A 17,972-nucleotide genomic window follows, 5' to 3' on the forward strand; every position below is an offset into this window, starting at 1 on the left:
ATTCACTACAAATATAAGAACTTTGGAGCTTACACACTTTTTTAGGACAGTATCACAAAATCTCTGGAACAAATATTCTTGCGCAATCGTATTATCGGTACTCGTGCTAATTTACTGTGGCGTCTCAATAAATGCTATCAGGAAATGGGATCTAATGCCATGACGGTTGTCAATCATATTGAATGGATGAAAAACCGAAATGATTGGTGGGGATATTGGAATAATGAAGAGCTTGCTCGTTGCCTCAATATGGGGATGAATCATCAAACCGCAAAGTTTCTCTTATGGAAATACGAAAACTATCTGATAGCCAGCGGAAAGTCTGGTTATAGTCCTGTCAGATATGACAGCATTGAGACTCCACACCTCGAGCACATCGCACCACAAACCGAAAACAAAGAAGCTGATAATGGTTATTGCCCTTATGATGAAGACTTCTATAACCGATATTTGGAGTGTTTGGGCAACTACTTACTGCTGTCTGGTAGTCATAATACGTCGTTAAGCAATGGTAGATTTCAGATAAAGCGTGATAGTTATACATACTTACAACAGCAGTTGGAAGTTCAGCGAATGACGGAGCAAGACCAACTTTGGGACAAAGAAAAAATTCGTCAGCGTCACACAAAGATCGTTGATTACTTAATGCAAATACTTTAAAAAAATATTTTTATGAGTGATAAATTAGAAAAGGCCATAGAGTGGTGCATCTTTCAAAGTCGATGGCTTCAAGTTCCTGTGTATCTTGGAATGTGCGTAGTTATGGGAATGTACTCTTTCGTTTTTTGTAAAGAAGTTGTACATAGCTTGATACATATAGGGACGTTCACAGAAGAAACCATCCTGATGTTGGCTATAGGTATGGTGGATGTTTCTATGGTTTTGAATTTAATCATCGTCTGCGTAATTGGAGGATACTGGTCGTTTGTCAGCAGATTGGAGATTATTGAGAAGGATAAGGACAATAATCAGTTCGGTTATCTTGGAAAGATAAATCCAAATGCATTAAAGCACAAGCTGATGATATCGCTCATTAGTATTTCTGCCGTCCATTTGTTGGAAACATTTGTAGCCGAGAATATTGACACACAACACACGATTATGCAAATCAGTATTCATGTCGTATTCGTTTTGTCTGCTTTGGGTATTACATACATGGATAAAATAGGGCATGCAGAACATTAAATAACGGATAGAGAGGAATGTTCGGGCGAAAGAAAAAGTAAACGTTTATAGCTACATTTCTGCCATTCGTTTTATCTCATTTCTTCTCCATGGGTCAATCCGTATCCTTTGAACTCTTCAGGTCGGTAATTTTACCACAACTTTGTGTACTGATTTTTATTCCATTCTGCAATATTAGGCAAACTAAAAGGGATAGTTACTATCGTGTAACTATCCCTTGCTTTTATCTTTCTTCGCTATGAAGCGATGGGGTTGGCTTACATCATGCCGCCCATGCCGGGAGCGGGCATTGCGGGAGCAGGATTTTCCTCCTTCTTGTCGCAGATGACACACTCGGTGGTGAGGAACATACCAGCAACAGAAGCTGCGTTTTCAAGTGCAACGCGAGCCACCTTTGCAGGGTCAACAACACCAGCAGCGCGGAGGTCTTCGTACTTCTCGGTCTTGGCGTTGTAGCCATAGTTGCCCTCGCCCTCGCGAACGTTGTTTACAACCACAGCACCCTCGATGCCAGCATTATAGCAAATCTGGCGGAGCGGTTCTTCAATGGCGCGGCGGATGATAGCGATACCCGTCTGTTCGTCCTGGTTGTCGCCTTTCAGATCGTCGAGAGCCTTCTGTGCGCGGATGTAGCTTACGCCACCACCCGTCACGATGCCTTCCTCGATAGCTGCACGCGTAGCGCAGAGAGCATCGTCGCAGCGGTCTTTCTTCTCCTTCTGTTCAGTTTCAGAAGCAGCACCCACTTCGAGCACGCAAACGCCACCGCTCAGTTTTGCAAGGCGTTCCTGGAGTTTCTCCTTGTCGTAAGAAGATGTGCTGTTTGCAATCTCGTTCTTGATTTGGTTGATACGATCCTGAATCAGGTTCTTCTGACCTGCACCGTTCACGATGGTCGTGTTCTCCTTAGAGATGGTCACCTTATCGGCAGAACCGAGCATTTCGAGCGTAGTCTGTTCGAGCTTCAAGCCCTTCTCTTCGCTCACAACAACGCCACCCGTCAGCACTGCGATGTCTTCCAGCATGGCCTTGCGGCGATCACCGAAGCCAGGAGCTTTCACAGCGCAAATCTTCAAGCTACCACGCAGGCGGTTTACTACGAGCGTAGTCAGCGCCTCGCTGTCCACATCCTCAGCAATGACGAGGAGAGGACGGCCGCTTTGTGCTGCTGGTTCGAGCACGGGGAGGAAATCCTTCAAGTTAGAAATCTTCTTATCGTAGATGAGAATGTACGGCTTCTCCATGTCGCACTGCATCTTTTCAGAATCGGTCACGAAGTAGGGAGAGAGGTAACCGCGGTCGAACTGCATACCTTCCACAGTCTTGAGCACCGTGTCGCGACCCTTTGCGTCCTCAATGGTGATAACACCATTCACGCTGACAGCGCGCATACCATCGGCAATGAGCTTACCAATTTCAGCATCGTTGTTAGCAGAGATGCTTGCCACTTGCTCAATCTTCTCGTAGCTTTCGCCCACTTGTTCAGCCTGTGCCTTAATGCCTTCTACCACTTTTGCCACAGCCTTGTCCATACCGCGCTTCAGGTCGAGCGGGTTAGCACCAGCTGCCACATTTCTCATACCCTCTGTCAGGATGGCCTGCGTCAGGACGGTAGCAGTCGTAGTACCATCACCGGCATCGTCGCCCGTCTTGCTCGCAACGCTCTTCACGAGCTGTGCGCCAGCATTCTCGAAACTATCTTCCAGTTCGATTTCTTTTGCCACTGTAACGCCATCTTTCGTGATGCGCGGAGCACCGAATTTTTTGTCGATCACCACATTGCGACCTTTAGGGCCGAGGGTCACTTTCACTGCGTTTGCCAAAGCGTTGGCACCTTCGCGGAGCGCTTCGCGCGCATCCACATTGTATCTGATATCTTTTGCCATGATAAATCTTTATTTTGAAATGTATAATGTTAGTTCTTGAAAACGATTATTTCACTACTGCCAAAACGTCACTCTGACGCATGATGAGGAAATTTTCGCCGTCCAGTTCCACTTCTGTACCGCTATATTTTCCATAGAGTACCTTATCGCCCACTTTCAGAACCATTTCCTCGTCTTTTGTGCCTTGCCCAACGGCCAGCACCTTACCTTCGATGGGACGTTCTTTCTTTGCGGTGTCGGGGATGATAATGCCACCTGCTGTTTTCTCTTCAGCCTCTTGTGGCTGCACCAGAACTCTGTCTGCTAATGGTTGAATGTTCATAATACTTGTATTTTAGTTTTGATTATTTACGTATTTGTTTGTGACAAAGCCTTTATACTAAAAGCGTGCCAAAAGTAGAAAAAAGAAGATGGATTTAGGAGGAACGAGAAAAAAGCTATGTTGCGTACCATCAGAAAGGCAGTGTTCGGTCGTAAAAAACTCTGAGTCGCAGCTCCTTTATCCCTGCAGCTGGATTTTCGTATGGTAACTCACGCCTCTGGGGACAGTGGGCAAAAACTGTTGCTTCTATTTTGATTCCTACCCGTAAAAAAATGATATTTGTTGTCACAGCATTGTCATGTTGTTGTAGCGCGTTCAATTCTTACTTTTTCAGTTTGTTATGCTCAAACGATTCTCGCAGTTCTGGGATTAGTGTACAAATATTTGAAATACATTTCAGATAGTCTACTTTTGCTTCATTTGATTTCACTATTCCCTTCACTTTTTGACATACTGATACACAACGGAAATGGAAAACTCCTCTGATATTTGGAATTGTTGACGGACAATTGTATATTTGCAGAAAACAGAAGGCAAGAATATGACACAGATTTTGGTAACACTTGACGAAGACTCTACCGCACAGAGCATACGACGCGCAATAAGCATGCTTCGTGGCGTGGCTTCCACTTCTATCTATAAAGGAGAGGAGCAGGCACGCAAGGCGTACGTGAAGAAAACACTGACACGCGCCGTTGACGAATTGAAGACAGCGAAGGAAAAAGACACGAAAATGCAGACGGCTGAAGATTTCATCAAGGAACTTGAAGAAGGCGTATGACTGTGGAGATTTATCTTGGCGAGGAGTTTAAGCGACAGTTCAAGCGATTGGCGAAGAAATACCATTCGCTCACGAACGACTTCAAGGTTTTTATGCGAGCCATGGAAACTGACCCTATGCAAGGGGTAGACCTTGGCAATGGCATGCGCAAGGTGAGGATGGCTATTGCATCGAAAGGCAAAGGCAAGAGTAGCGGTGCAAGAGTGATAACCTATCATGTGGTTCTTACGCACGAGCATATTGAAGTCAATCTGCTCACCATTTATGACAAGAGCGAACTCGCCAATGTTTCTGATAGCTATCTCAAGAGTTTGCTGACCGAGCTGCTCTGACCTCAGAACTTTTTATATAAGAATAAGACTAACTGGATTACATTTTGGTAGGAAGATGAGTCTAATCCAAATTTCAATAGCAATTGTAGGGATAGCGGAAGTATGCGAGAGTATTTAATGTTATCCCGAATTGGGGGTATTATCACTCCTACCAAGAAAAACTTATTTTTGTTGTCACCTTGTTGTCACGCTCTCAATCCATATTTTTTTCAGTTAGTTATGCTCAAAGTGTGACAACGTGACGACATGACAACGAAAAAATAAACAGTGGAGAGGAGTATGTTTCCTCTTAATTGCCTCCTTATTGTGTCAGCTGACGCAATAAGGAAGCCAGCCGACACAATAAGGCTATCAGCTGACAACCTTATTGTATTTTTAGGCGCCTTTAAGTGGCATGAAATCAAGTCTTTAACTTTTGTGTGTGGGTCCTGTGGAATCGAAAGCGGATGATTCCTTGGCTCTTTTTTGCTACTATCAATCACTCTTTTTCCTTCTGTCTTCCTTCCTCGCTACTCTCTATGGAACGGCAGAAAAACCTTTTGGAGGAAAAGAATAAACGTCCTGTTTTTCGGAAAATGTTAGGGAAGTGAAGAAAGGGGGTAGTGTGCAGATAGTCTTTATTCCTTTGTCTGTGTAGCGTTTTTTTCTTGTCTGATTTATGCTTATTTTTGCAAATAATAAAATTGAATACGATATGGACAATAGAATGAAAGATTACCTTCCGCCTATGGATACAGAAAAGCTCAATGCGCTTTTCGAGATAGAAAATGCCTTCAAAGCTGGTAAACTGTCGGCTGCCGAAGCCCAACAGCAGATCAAAGAACGTGTGGGAAAAGTTAGTGCCTATCATGTGGCCTACATAGAACAAACGATGACGGAAGAAAGCAGCGATGAATGTATCCGCGAGGATGTGCATTCCGTGATAGATATGCTGGGCGATGCCATCGACAATAGTTTGCCCAATCTTCCAGCCGACCACCCCATTATGCACTATCTCAAAGAGAACGAAGAGATGAAGCGTTTGCTCTTGGCGGTGGAGGATTTGGTGCAATATCCCATGATTAAAAACCAATGGTTAGAACTCTACGAGAAAATCAGTCAATACCCCTTACACTACAAGCGCAAGCAAAATCAGCTCTACCCCGTGCTTGAGCAGAAAGGTTTTACCCGTCCCACTACTACGATGTGGACTTTCGATGACATGGTGCGCGATGAAATCAGAGAAGCCGAACGCCTGTTGCGCGAGGATAACGAAGATGCTTTCATCAAGCAGCAAGAACGCGTGCTGCTATATGCGCGCGATTTGATGCAGAAGGAAGAATTCATCCTCTATCCCACATCCCTCGCGCTCATCAGTGCCGAAGAATTTGAAGACATGAAGAGTGGCGATCAGGAAATCGGCTTTGCCTTTTTCGAGGTGGAGCATACCGCTGCCGAAGTGAAGCCGCAAGCTGCCCCCGCTGCTCACAACGATTTTGCCAATGACCTGCAAGCCCTGCTCGCTAAGTATGGCTATGCTGACAAAGGCAACAACATCCTGGACGTTGCAACGGGAAAACTCACCCTGGAACAGGTGAATCTGATCTACAAGCACCTGCCCATCGACATCTCCTTTGTAGACGAGAACGAACTCGTTTGTTTCTATTCCGACACCGACCACCGCATTTTCCCGCGTAGTAAGAACGTCATCGGGCGCGAAGTGATGAATTGCCATCCGCGCAAGAGTGCCCACATCGTTCGCGAAGTGATCGACAAACTCAGAAGTGGTGAGCAGGACAAGGCCGAATTCTGGATCAATAAGCCAGGATTGTTCATCTATATTATATATGTGGCTGTGCGCGACAAGGAGGGCAACTTCCGCGGTGTACTCGAAATGATGCAGGATTGCACACACATCCGCGCTTTGGAAGGTTCGCAAACGCTGCTCACCTGGAGCAATGGCGATGCCCCAGCAGTTGCCGAAGCACCCACCCAAGCAGAGACGGAACAAACCGAAGTTGCCGAAACCCAAGCCGTGACGGAGATCACGCCACAAACGCGCCTGAAAGATCTCCTTGCGCAATATCCCGCGCTCAAAAGTCGTTTGCCCGAATTGGATTCCAAATTCAAAATGCTCAATACGCCGCTTGGTCGGCTCATGATAGGAAAAGTGGACATACAAGCCATGAGCGACCGCACAGGTATGCCGCTCGAACAGCTCATCGAAGGAATAAAGAAACTCATTCGCTGATTTCTTGTAAGAATTATATTGTAAAACTTCTTCCGCCTATGGACGTGCCTCCCCGCATCTCCATAGGCGTTTTTCTGCTTCCCAGATAGAGCCAGCACGACAAAACTTCTTTTGGTAGGCTGCCTCGATGGGACATCGTCCAACTCAGTGGCTCATATCGGTTCCAAGGTGCTAATCTGCGGCGGGTATACTTTCCTATTTTGTAGTTTTATGCTATCTTCGCCGAAAATGACAAAACAGAAAGATATGACAACAATACAAATTCCTTCGCTGGAGAAAATGCCGCAAGCAGTTGAGCAGTTTATCGCCGCTATGGCAGATCGAAAAGTCTTTGCCTTTTATGGAAAAATGGGGGCAGGGAAGACCACGTTTATCAAAGAACTCTGCAACGCGCTCGGCACGGACGACGAGGTGAATTCTCCCACCTTTGCCATCGTCAATGAATATGCCACGCCGCAAGGTCCTATCTTCCATTTCGATTTCTATCGCATCAAGAAAGAAGAAGAGGTCTACGACATCGGTTATGAGGACTATGTTTATTCGGGTAACCTCTGTTTCATGGAATGGCCCGAACTCATCGAAGATATGCTCCCCGAAGATGCCGTGCGCGTCAATATCGTGGAAAACGAGGACGGCACTCGCACGCTGACAATGGACGACCCGCAATAATCTCGCACATATCCCTCAAAGTAACGCATAAACATGAAAACACTTTCCGCCTTTTTCCTGGCCCTACTCATTGGTCTCCCAACCAGTGCGCAGAATTTCCGCCAACTGCGCGACGTGAAGGTGAACGAAACCTCCCTCGACCTTTCTAAAACCAACTGCACGGTGATTCCCCGCAACGCCATGCACTCGCGCTATCGGCTGCGGTCGCTCGTTTTGCCGTTGCAGCTCGACTCCGTGGGTAGTCAAGCCTTCTTTGCCTGCAAGGGCATCGGCGGGCGCTTGCGTTTCCCCGCCACTACCCGCGTGGTAGAGGCTTCAGCGTTCAACGGTTGCAGCAAATTGCGCGAACTCTCCTTTGAGGGAACTACGCGCCTCGCTCCTTTTGCCTTTGCCAATTGCAGCGGGCTCCGCACTGTGCGCCTCTCGGCCCTTGTGCCACCCATTTGCGCCGACAATGCCTTCGACGGTATCGACCTCCGCCGCGTGGAACTCATTGTTCCGGAGCGGGCTCGCAAGGACTACCGCCGCGCACCAGGCTGGCGACATTTCTTTGGCAAAAAGGAAAAGGCAAACGTGTGCCGTCCCGAGGAGATTCTCGTCCCCAAACCGCTCACGCTGGAGGTGTTTCCCGAAGAAACCTTTGAGGAAGCAACGGTGAGCAGCGGCAAGCGGAAACGCATCCGCCATCGTCCCCTCCGTTGGGCCGATGTGATTGGCGTGGAAGCCCCTCAAGAATTGAACAACGAGAAGTTGCAAGCCGAGCGCATACTCACAGAGCGCACGGCCTATATGAAAGTGCGTCGCAAAACAGGTCCGACCATTCAGCTCCAACTCGATGCCTCTCTCCCCAATGATGAAGCCTACACTTTAGACATTTCCAAAAAAGGCGTAGTGCTCAAAGGCAAGACAGCCGCCGGTGTGTTCCGCGGACTGATGACGCTCGAACAGCTCTGCATCGGTAACGGCTCAGGGGCGCGCTCTGAGAAAATCCCCGCCTTGCACATTGCCGACCAACCACGCACGCAGATCCGCGAATTGATGGTCGACCCCGTGCGCCATTTCATTCCCTTTGCCGACTTGAAGGCCTTTGTCGTGGAAATGGCGCGCTATAAATACAATGCGCTGCACCTCCATTTGGTGGACGATCAAGGTTGGCGCATCGAAATCAAGAAGTATCCGCAGCTCACGCAGAAAGCCTCCGACCGCGTGGGCATGGACGATATGCCCGAGCGCATCAGTGGTTTCTACACCCAAGCGCAGATGCGCGAATTGGTTCGCTTTGCCGCGCAGTATCACGTCATGATTATTCCCGAGATAGAACTACCGGGGCATGAGGTGGCTGCCGTCCATTGTTTTCCGCAACTGTCGTGTGCCAAGAAGCCCGTACCCATTCGCTTGACGTGTGGCGTGAGCAACGAATTGCTCTGCCCCGCCGAACCCTTCGTCTATGAGTTTCTCGACAATGTCCTTACGGAGTTGGCCGATGTATTTCCAGCTCCCTATGTTCATTTGGGAGGCGACGAAGCCGGTCAGCCACCTTTGGGTGCATGGAGCGATTGCCCCGCTTGTCAGGAGTTGAAACGCAAGGAAGGATTTACGGAAAACTGGCAGTTGCAGCAGTATCTTTTCGACCGCGTCATCGACCGCCTCAAGGCGCTGAAGAAGACGCCGATGTATTGGTACGAGCAAGAATTCAAAACGATACAACCAGGTTGCGTTGTCTATGCTTGGCGCCATGGTCTGACAAAGACGGCCATTGATGCAGCCGTGCGCAACAAAGCTCAAATCATGCTCTGCCCTGGCGAGCACTGCTATCTCGACTATCCGCAGCAGCGCGGCGATATGCCGGAGGTGAACTGGGGAATGCCCGTCACAACGCTTCAGCAGACTTACCGCCTCGATCCTGCGTGGGGACAGGACAGCACCTTTGTGCATCAGAATCTGCTCGGCGTTAGTGGCACACTTTGGAGCGAATGTATCAACTCCACGGAACGTCTCTACTATCAGGCCTTCCCCCGCGCCGCCGCCTTGGCCGAAGCCGGTTGGAGCTATCCATCGCGCCGCAACTACACCGATTTCCTCCGCCGCCTCCGTCCGCTCACCGACGACCAGCAGCGTCGCGGAATCGCCGTAAATCTGTCGGAAGGACTGACAAAAAAATAAAGCTGAATAGGGCGTTTTTTAATACAACAATAGCCGCAGTAATTTTATTTACTGCGGCTATTATTATGTGTGTATGTGTCAGCGTTAGAGCTTTGTTCCTACGCGGGCATAAGCTTTGAGTTCTACATCGAAGCGGAGCATGGAGTAGGCCGGAATACCGGAGCTACCGAGCAGGTTGTTAGATCCATACGCCAAATCACTGGGGATATAGATGCGCCAGCGGTCGCCGATGTGCATGTGTTGCAGAGCCGTTTGCATACCCGATATTTGGGCGCTCACGAGGAAGTGGCGCGGAGCTGAATGGGTTGTGCTGAAAATGTCCTCTTCATTGATTGTCTGACCAGAATGGTCGATGAGTTTCCCCGTGGGATAGCTGGCCGAAGGGATGAGGCGCACCATATAGTTCATACTGACGGAGTCGGTATAGAGTGGACATCCGCTGCCCATTCCCTGCTTCACAATCTCCACGCAGATAGAGTCGTTGATGGAAGCTTTTGTATTGTCCGTATAGCCGAAGTAGCGATAGATGCGATAGTTACAGTGGGCTTCCCAATCGGAGCCATACTGCGCCTTGGCCGTAGCGATGGCCGCTTTGGCTTGCTTCATGTGTTCGGCAAAGGCAGCTGTGTTCTGTCCTTTCCAGTTGTTGGCGAAATCGTCGTTTTCGGAATTGAGATGTTCCGAGCAAGAGGCGAAGGTCAGCACCAAGGCTGCTGCCGTCAGCAGGATTTTGAAAAGATTTTTCATAATGCTGATTGTCGAAGGAAATTACCTGTCCCACTCCTCATTGGCTGAGGAGCGGGACAGTGTTGTTATTACTGCAATTTTTTGAGGAGGCTAGTAATGGATACTTTGTCTTCGATGAGCGAACGAAGCTCGCTGATGGGCACACGCTCCTGCTGCATTGTGTCGCGATCGCGAAGCGTTACGCAGTTGTCAGTCAGCGTATCGTGGTCGATAGTGATACAGTACGGCGTACCGATAGCATCCTGTCGGCGATAGCGCTTACCGATGGTATCCTTTTCTTCATATTTGCAATTGAAGTGGAACTTCAGATCGTTCATGATCTCACGCGCCTTTTCGGGCAGACCGTCTTTCTTGATGAGTGGCAGTATGGCCAGCTTCACCGGAGCAAGGGCAGCGGGCAGTTTGAGCACTGTGCGCGTCTCGCCATTCTCGAGCTGCTCTTCCTGGTAGGAGTGGCACATCACCGAGAGGTACATACGGTCCACACCGATACTTGTTTCGATGACGTACGGCGTGTAACTTTCTTTCGTTTCAGGATCGAAGTATTTGATACTCTTTCCGCTGAATTTCTCGTGCTGTGTGAGGTCGTAGTTCGTACGGCTGTGGATACCCTCTACCTCTTTGAATCCGAACGGCATCTTAAACTCGATGTCGGTGGCTGCATTGGCGTAGAAAGCCAGCTTCTCATGGTCGTGGAAGCGATAGTTTTCAGCACCGAAGCCCAGAGCCTGGTGCCATTTCATACGCATCTCTTTCCAGTTTTTGAACCAGTCGATTTCAGTTCCGGGCTTCACGAAGAACTGCATCTCCATCTGTTCGAATTCGCGCATACGGAAGATGAACTGACGGGCAACGATCTCGTTGCGGAAAGCCTTACCGATTTGGGCGATACCAAAAGGAATTTTCATGCGGCCCGTTTTCTGCACGTTGAGGTAGTTGACAAAGATACCCTGTGCCGTTTCGGGGCGGAGGTAGATGTCGCTTGAACCATCAGCAGTAGAGCCCATAGATGTTTTGAACATCAAGTTGAACTGGCGTACATCGGTCCAGTTGCGCGTGCCGCTAATGGGGTCGACAATTTCCTCATCGAGGATGATTTGTTTGAGTGCTTGCAGGTCGGTGCCGTTCATAGCTTCTTTGTAGCGCTCTTCGAGGGCATCACGCTTTGCTTGGTACTCAAGCACGCGTTCGCTTGTTTCGCGATATTTCGCTTCGTCGAAGTTGTCGCCAAAACGTTTGCGTGCTTTGGCCACCTCTTTCTCTATCTTCTCATCGTATTTAGCAATTTGATCTTCAATGAGAACATCGGCGCGATAGCGTTTCTTTGAGTCGCGGTTGTCGATGAGGGGATCATTGAAAGCATCCACGTGACCGCTGGCTTTCCAGATAGTGGGGTGCATGAAGATGGCACTGTCGAGGCCCACAATGTTATCGTGGAGCAGCACCATGCTCTGCCACCAATACTGCTTGATGTTGTTTTTCAGTTCTACACCGTTCTGACCGTAGTCATATACAGCGCCGAGTCCGTCGTAGAGTTCGGAAGAAGGGAATACGAAGCCATATTCCTTACAATGAGATACTATTTTCTTGAAAACGTCTTCTTGTTGAGCCATGATAGCTATTTAATTGATTGATTATTGTGTGCAAAGATACCATAAGCCCCTCGGAAAGCAAAGCAATTAAAGATTTTTGTAGGTCTTTCGGATGAGGAGGCATAGAGAGGCGGCTCATTGTTTTGCCAGCATTTGATGCACAAAGAGTTTCACTTGTTCCCAATCGTAGTAGGGAGCAGTGTCGGAAGGGATAGGGATGCGAGTTTCGCGTTCGTTGAGCAACACCTTCACAAGTATGCGCGGATTTTTCCGTGAACGGTAGAACACGAGTTGCAAGTTAGCACCCAGCGGAAAAAGCTGATAGCTACGCCAATGCGTGGCCACTTCCTCCGAAGTGGGGGCTTGCAGCGAGCATCCGTTGAGATTGAGTGCTTCGCAGAGGCGCAGCAGATTCTCTTCATTGCCAAAGCAGAGCATTGCACTCGGCTGCTGACGCTCAAAGCTCTTTTGGACTTGTTGCTCGATGCGACTCATGAGCAGTTCTGTGGCCTCTTTGCCTGCATCGAAGCGCGGTGTTCGGGTATATTTTCGGAAGATGCTGTAATTATCGTCCCTCCAGTAGGCGTAGCATTCGTCCCGCGTGAAGATGCGGAAAAGGTCGAGGCGGCAATCCAAACTCTGGATGTTGGCTGCCAGCAAGAAGAGCTGTTGAAATAGAGAGCAGGCCTCGATGTGTTGGCGGATGTAAATCGTGTCGTTGAAAAGGCAACCCATCAGCCGATAGGGATTGACGGACGTCAGTTCCGTTGTGTGGGCACTGATGAGGCCTGAAAACCAACTGTGGCTGGCGATGTCGGTGGAGAATTGCAGGTGTGGGTTGAGTGCCAATAATTGTGCACATTGGCTCTGCATAGATTGCTGACAGTGGAGCGAAGGTGTTGATACCACCTCTATGGTTTTGGCGCGGCCGAATATCTCTTTGTGCCGATAGAACATGCGGCGCGCAATGCCCCGATGCTGTTCGATGCCAGCCCGCGTGATTTCTCCGTAGTGGCCTCGTGCCAAAGTGGCGAGCGAATCCACCTCTGCCAGCACCTCTCGGCCCAAGGCTGTCAGTTTTCCCGCTGCCTGAGCACGCTGCAAGATTTGGCGCGGCCGCTCATAGTCCGTTTTCTGCATCAAATAGCGCGAACCGTTGCGCGCAAAGAGTTGGAGCGCAATGGGAGTATAGCCGTGAGGTATAGGTGTGCTTTTCTCTTGGCGCGGTTCCTTGTAGACATATAAGCTCCCCGCCGCGCGATAGAGATCGGTGTAGATTTCCTGCCGTGCATCCGTAGCGGGTGTGTCGTGCCACGGCCACAGCAGGACAGAAAGCAAGGTTGTCAACAAGTTCAATAGCATCATGTTGCGCAAGATACGTGTTTATTTTCGTTAGGTCAAAACTTTTCCTAAAATAATTCCTATCTTGCGCTTTCAAAACTCCGACACATTGAAAATTCTATCTCTCTTTTTGTCCCTTTTCTCCCTCTGCGCCGTGGCTCAAACCGCGGTGCCAACGTTCCGTCCCGATAGTGCCCATCTGGGCGTGGCACTGGAAGTGATGCCCGGCCACGTGCTCAAAATCGACCCTTACGAGCGGATGTGGCTACATGAGAACAAGAATGTGAGCATAGGGGTGGCACTGAACTATCGCACGCGCCCCGAGGATGCCGACTCCTTTGCGGCAGACTACAACTACCCGACGTTCTCCGTTGGGTTGCTTTGGGGTAATTACCACAATGTGACGATGCACAAAGAAGCAGCACCCGATTGGGGACAGGCCGTACCTGTCGATTATGTGTCGCGGATGGGGCAGGTGTGGACGCTCTATGGCGGTTTCTTGCGCCCTTTGCTCCGCCGCCCCCATTGGGAGGTGGACTACGCCCTCAATTTTGGCGTTGGCATGGCTTCGCGTTTCTACAATCGGCATAATAATGTCGATAACGAACTCTTGGGGAGTCGCTGGAATATTTATTTCGGTGCTGGTCTTCGCGCTTCCTATTGGTTTTCGCCGCATTGGGCGATGCAGTTGGGCATGGAATTTCGCCACCACAGTAATGGTGCGCTCGATCGTCCCAATAAGGGGGAAAACTCAGTGGGGCCGAGTCTGACTCTCCTCTATTATCCTTCAGCTCCCGCAGAAGATCTCCGACCGCAACAGGCCGAGAGCGGAGCGCCGTCCTCCTTTGTGCGCCGCTTCTATTGGGGGGCGCAGTTGGGCATAGGTGGAAAATCTCTTTTAGAGGATTGGATTAAAACGCAGTATAACACGCCTCCGTCACACCCAGACTATCGCACAGGACATTTCCGTATCTATCCCACTTACAGTCTGCAAATCAATTTCATGTATCGCTATGCGCGGCGCTGGGCAAGTGGCCTGGGGCTCGATCTCAACTATGCGCAGGCGGCGCACCATATTGCCGCGCTCGACTGTGCAGCAGGTGTCCAGTTGCCCCATTCCCCGTGGTCGGTAGGCCTTGCTGCTCGCCATGAAGTTTTCTATCACAACCTCTCGTTAGCTATGTCTTTAGGCGTTTATCTCCACCGCCAAATGGGGCAGGAAGCCAAGTGGGAGGAAAAGCCTTACTATGAGCGCATCGGTCTGCGCTACCACTTCCCGCGCTGGAAGGGTTTCTATCTCGGCGGCGATGTGAAAGCCCATCTCACCAAGGCCGATTTCACAGAATTTGTTATAGGCATGGAATTTTGAAAATTCCATACAGAAGTATCCTACTTATTCTCCCGTTTGTGTGGCTTTTCTGTCCACGCTTTCAGTGCGACACCGTCGGTGTCGGAGGATGGTGCTGCTTACAGTCCACGGGTTCTCCCTCACTATCGTTCGGGTATCACCCGCGGTTACGCATGGTGCGCCTCCGCCGGAGGCGTGAGTTATTTTTGTCCACTATTTCTTTGCGATCTTCCCCCTTTTGTGTACCTATCACCTTTTATCGGAATGTTTTCACCCACTGTCCCCGGCGGGGACACCCCATGCTTAACCGCGGGTGATGCCCGAGCAGAGCGAGGGAGAACCCGTGGGTAAGTGATATAGAACTTTCCGACACTGGCGGTGTCGCACTGCATCCACGTTGCCGCTAACTCTTTCATTTGCTCCAGTGCTTTTTCTACACCCTTTCTGAAAGAGCAGAAATGCTGCGATAGAGCGCGGCGTAAATATCCTTATTGCGTTTGAAAATACAATAAGGGCGTCAGCTGACAGCCTTATTGTGTCAGCTGACGCAATAAGGATATTTTTTGCTTCAGTAAGTTGAGATGTTAGGTGTTTAGAATCAATGGTTTATGTGTGAGAGGCGTGAGGCTACTTTTGCTTCTGCCTGTTATAGGGGCATAGATCAATGGTGAGTTCCTTGTGTTGCTTATCTGATAGGTGCATATTTTTCAAGAGGTTTAATAGTTCCTCTTGGCGGGGTTGCCCTAAAGTCATACGATACCAAGTGAGCACATCGATGAGGCGTTGGTATTGTCATTGTTGCCTGATTGGTGGTAGGCGTCTCTCGTTTGCGTTTCGTTGGCAAAGAGTTATTCCGTAATGTTTTTGCAAAATCTCTTATTGCTTTATATGTTTTTGCAGGGTGGATACACCTGGAAACATCTTGTCGGCAAAAGCGTCTCGAATACGCCCAATACCCAGCTCCTCAAGTGCGACCGACTCCGAAGTCATCTTCAAAACTTGCAACACTCGAGCCTGTTCTTCTTTGTTGCTATGTATATATCCCAGTTTCATTTTGTTTCTCGTAGTAGTGTCTTAAAGGTGTCTACATTTACAGTAGCGGTAGTTAAGAGGCGATATGTAATTGCTATACTCAGCACTTACAGATGAAATGCTCAATTATTAACATCTTCGTTTTCTCTCTCTTCGGTTCTTGCAGGGACGTTAAGGCTCTACTCAAAGTAGAAGCAGAGGGAGACCATGTTGAAAGTGGCACGGTCAACGCTTTGTGTGAAGAGATATTGTGAAGAATCGGTCAGGTCAGGGCGATTCTTACGGAGAATATTGTTGAGGCCGAAGCTGAATTTTAGTTCGGGGATGAGCTTGAAGTAGGGGAGGTAGAGGTCGCAACCGAGACCTATTTCAAGGGTTGTGGTGTAGGGCGTGGAACGAAGCAGTGTTTGTTTGCCGCTCGTGAGGTCGTACATGGGAGCAATACCGGCAATCACGTAGGGGCGGTAGTTGTTGAAGCGGGGGCCGGACACCTTTAGGTCGATGGGCATTCCGATATAGCAGGACTTCATGTCTTGTGTCTTGGTTTCGCCATCGGCGATGTTGCGGAATTTGATGTGTTTCGAACCGAAATGGAGCCCCGGACTGAGGCGCAGGTTTAGCCAAGTGGCCAGTTTCCAATCACCCAAGATGCCCACGCTGAAGCCGAAGTTCTGCCCATCATTCTCCGCCGTCCATTGTGCTCCAGAATTGGGGTCGATGTGGCCACTATTTTGCAGTCTTATACCTTGATCGTGAACGCCAACGAAGAAACCGTAATGGAATTGGCGCTCATCGATGTAGGGCTTGTTCTGAATTTTGCGCTCTTGAGCGATGCCATTCATGGCGAACAGCATAGCGAGCAGTAGGCAATATATGTGTTTGAGTGGAGTCATATCTCTAAACTTAACGGCGGGTCGCGGTATTTATTGTGTATGCTCTGCCCTTCTAGAATGTGTAGTTTGAAACGCACTGTTCCTAATCAGAAAGGAACATGAGAAGAAGAACGGTATGCTTTTGTAGTGGCGCGATAAAAAAAGAACGGCTCCAAGTCCATATTCGACTTGAGCCGTTGAGTCTGTTGTTTTGTTGAAACAGAGGATTACTCGCCTGGAGCGATTGCGCCTGATGGGCAAACGTCTGCACAAGTACCGCAGTCAACACAAGAGTTAGGATCAATAGAGTAACGATCGCCTTCGGAAATTGCGCCGGAGGGACATTCGTCGATGCAAGTGCCGCATGCAACGCAGTCTTCGCTAATTACATAAGCCATAGTAGTAAAAATTAAAAATTTAAATTGTTGTTATGTTATGTTTCCAAAAGGAAATGGACTGCAAAGTTAGCGGTTCGCTCGAAACTCTCAAAACTTTTTCTGCTTTTTTATGAAAGAAAGGACGTATAGCTGTTTTCTGATGGTTGGAGCATGGGAGAATATGTTTTTTTTGCTTCTTCTACTTGTCGTTTTCATAGAAAGTGTTTGCGGACAAGGCGTTTTTAACTATTTTTGCGACTTGAATTCACATTCATATACATAAGGAATGTCATGACAGACCACCAAACACAAAAACTAAGGAGTATTGTGCAGACAATGTCGCCTATTTCTCTGGAGGAAATGTCCTCCATACGCCTCATGAAGCGTATGGATCAAAAGTTTGTTACCGATGCGAATACGCTGATATGCCTACTCGCGCTGCTCCATGAGGACTATTTCTGTCAGGAAGTGAAAGGGTTGCGCATCACCTCGTATCGCACTGTGTATTGGGACGAACTTACCGAGCATCTTCTCTATCATACTCACGAAACAGGCCGTTTACCACGCATGAAGGTAAGGGCACGAACGTATGTGGAATCGAAGCTGTCGTTTTTAGAAATAAAAAAGAAAAATAATCACGGTAAGACACGAAAGAAACGTATAGAAGTGCCCTCCATTCAGGCCGTTGCCGAAGAGGGAGTTGGGGAAGAATTTCTCAACGAACAAACGGGGCTTTCGTTTGCCAATCTCGCTCCGGCCGTGGGAAACCGCTTTCAGCGCATCACGCTGGTGAACCGTGCAAAGACGGAGCGTCTGACGATAGATTTTAACCTCCATTTCGACAATTTTGAAACGCAACGCCGAGCTGCTCTTGAGAACGTTGCCGTCATAGAACTCAAGCGCGATGGCCGCGTGGCTTCGCCCGTGCTCGACCACCTTCGCCTTTTGCGCATCAAGCCCAGCGGATTTAGCAAATACTGTATCGGTTCGGCACTTACCAACGATGCCTTGCGACAAAATCTCATCAAAGAAAAATTACATACTATTCAGCGCATCGCTATGCGAGGAGCTGAAGACAATCCAACGATATAAATT

The 17,972-nt window shown here is 48.8% G+C and carries 17 protein-coding genes; 9 read left to right on the forward strand and 8 right to left on the reverse strand.

Going from position 1 to position 17,972, the window contains the following annotated elements; all coding sequences use genetic code 11:
- Window positions 1-78: 78 nt before the first annotated feature.
- Window positions 79-660, forward strand: coding sequence for an HNH endonuclease family protein (locus ABLA33_RS03920; protein WP_347719321.1), 582 nt, complete (start codon window positions 79-81; stop codon window positions 658-660).
- Between the two features lie 12 nt (window positions 661-672).
- Window positions 673-1,185, forward strand: a complete 513-nt coding sequence (locus tag ABLA33_RS03925) for a TIGR00645 family protein (protein WP_347719322.1) — start codon at window positions 673-675, stop codon at window positions 1,183-1,185.
- A gap of 257 nt (window positions 1,186-1,442) precedes the next feature.
- On the opposite strand, the gene groL is transcribed toward ABLA33_RS03925, so the two are convergent.
- Both groL and ABLA33_RS03935 read right to left on the reverse strand, forming a co-directional pair.
- Complete coding sequence (groL, locus tag ABLA33_RS03930; protein ID WP_009348470.1) at window positions 1,443-3,071, reverse strand: chaperonin GroEL; 1,629 nt, start codon at window positions 3,069-3,071, stop codon at window positions 1,443-1,445.
- 46 nt (window positions 3,072-3,117) lie between these two features.
- Complete coding sequence (locus tag ABLA33_RS03935) at window positions 3,118-3,393, reverse strand: co-chaperone GroES (RefSeq protein WP_009348469.1); 276 nt, start codon at window positions 3,391-3,393, stop codon at window positions 3,118-3,120.
- A gap of 541 nt (window positions 3,394-3,934) precedes the next feature.
- On the opposite strand from ABLA33_RS03935, the gene ABLA33_RS03940 reads away from it, so the two are divergent.
- The 5 genes from ABLA33_RS03940 to ABLA33_RS03960 all read left to right on the forward strand — a co-directional run bounded on the left by ABLA33_RS03940 (window position 3,935) and on the right by ABLA33_RS03960 (window position 9,568).
- On the forward strand, window positions 3,935-4,174 hold the full coding sequence (locus tag ABLA33_RS03940; RefSeq protein ID WP_347719323.1) for a hypothetical protein: 240 nt from the start codon (window positions 3,935-3,937) through the stop codon (window positions 4,172-4,174).
- Window positions 4,171-4,506 (forward strand): addiction module toxin RelE, encoded by a 336-nt coding sequence (locus tag ABLA33_RS03945; RefSeq protein ID WP_347719324.1) that lies wholly within the window; start codon window positions 4,171-4,173, stop codon window positions 4,504-4,506. Before ABLA33_RS03940 ends, ABLA33_RS03945 begins: the two co-directional genes overlap by 4 nt.
- A gap of 694 nt (window positions 4,507-5,200) precedes the next feature.
- Window positions 5,201-6,736, forward strand: coding sequence for a DUF438 domain-containing protein (locus ABLA33_RS03950; RefSeq protein WP_347719325.1), 1,536 nt, complete (start codon window positions 5,201-5,203; stop codon window positions 6,734-6,736).
- Window positions 6,737-6,982: 246 nt separating this feature from the next.
- Window positions 6,983-7,405, forward strand: coding sequence for a tRNA (adenosine(37)-N6)-threonylcarbamoyltransferase complex ATPase subunit type 1 TsaE (gene tsaE / locus ABLA33_RS03955; RefSeq protein WP_347719326.1), 423 nt, complete (start codon window positions 6,983-6,985; stop codon window positions 7,403-7,405).
- 33 nt (window positions 7,406-7,438) lie between these two features.
- The gene (locus ABLA33_RS03960) at window positions 7,439-9,568 is read left to right on the forward strand and encodes a family 20 glycosylhydrolase (RefSeq protein ID WP_347719327.1); all 2,130 of its coding nucleotides are present in this window, start codon (window positions 7,439-7,441) and stop codon (window positions 9,566-9,568) included.
- 84 nt (window positions 9,569-9,652) lie between these two features.
- Here the strand turns inward: ABLA33_RS03960 and ABLA33_RS03965 are convergent, their stop codons facing one another.
- From ABLA33_RS03965 to ABLA33_RS03975, 3 genes are all read right to left on the reverse strand, one after another.
- The gene (locus tag ABLA33_RS03965) at window positions 9,653-10,315 is read right to left on the reverse strand and encodes an FKBP-type peptidyl-prolyl cis-trans isomerase (protein WP_347719328.1); all 663 of its coding nucleotides are present in this window, start codon (window positions 10,313-10,315) and stop codon (window positions 9,653-9,655) included.
- Between the two features lie 68 nt (window positions 10,316-10,383).
- Complete coding sequence (locus ABLA33_RS03970; protein ID WP_347719329.1) at window positions 10,384-11,928, reverse strand: glycine--tRNA ligase; 1,545 nt, start codon at window positions 11,926-11,928, stop codon at window positions 10,384-10,386.
- Window positions 11,929-12,042: 114 nt separating this feature from the next.
- A complete protein-coding gene (locus tag ABLA33_RS03975; RefSeq protein ID WP_347719330.1) occupies window positions 12,043-13,272 on the reverse strand; it encodes a hypothetical protein in 1,230 nt (409 codons plus the stop codon).
- An 85-nt stretch (window positions 13,273-13,357) separates the two neighbouring features.
- On the opposite strand from ABLA33_RS03975, the gene ABLA33_RS03980 reads away from it, so the two are divergent.
- The gene (locus ABLA33_RS03980; protein ID WP_347719331.1) at window positions 13,358-14,617 is read left to right on the forward strand and encodes an acyloxyacyl hydrolase; all 1,260 of its coding nucleotides are present in this window, start codon (window positions 13,358-13,360) and stop codon (window positions 14,615-14,617) included.
- 855 nt (window positions 14,618-15,472) lie between these two features.
- On the opposite strand, the gene ABLA33_RS03985 is transcribed toward ABLA33_RS03980, so the two are convergent.
- From ABLA33_RS03985 to ABLA33_RS03995, 3 genes are all read right to left on the reverse strand, one after another.
- Window positions 15,473-15,649: a DUF6361 family protein gene (locus ABLA33_RS03985; RefSeq protein ID WP_347719332.1), complete on the reverse strand. Its 177-nt coding sequence runs from the start codon at window positions 15,647-15,649 to the stop codon at window positions 15,473-15,475.
- Between the two features lie 158 nt (window positions 15,650-15,807).
- On the reverse strand, window positions 15,808-16,521 hold the full coding sequence (locus ABLA33_RS03990) for a porin family protein (protein ID WP_347719333.1): 714 nt from the start codon (window positions 16,519-16,521) through the stop codon (window positions 15,808-15,810).
- Window positions 16,522-16,727: 206 nt separating this feature from the next.
- Window positions 16,728-16,898, reverse strand: coding sequence for a 4Fe-4S binding protein (locus ABLA33_RS03995; RefSeq protein WP_183697900.1), 171 nt, complete (start codon window positions 16,896-16,898; stop codon window positions 16,728-16,730).
- A 270-nt stretch (window positions 16,899-17,168) separates the two neighbouring features.
- Between ABLA33_RS03995 and ABLA33_RS04000 the strand changes: the two genes are divergently transcribed.
- A complete protein-coding gene (locus tag ABLA33_RS04000; RefSeq protein WP_311490607.1) occupies window positions 17,169-17,969 on the forward strand; it encodes a polyphosphate polymerase domain-containing protein in 801 nt (266 codons plus the stop codon).
- Window positions 17,970-17,972: the final 3 nt, after the last annotated feature.

This window comes from uncultured Alloprevotella sp. (assembly GCF_963536905.1).
Classification (GTDB): domain Bacteria; phylum Bacteroidota; class Bacteroidia; order Bacteroidales; family Bacteroidaceae; genus Alloprevotella.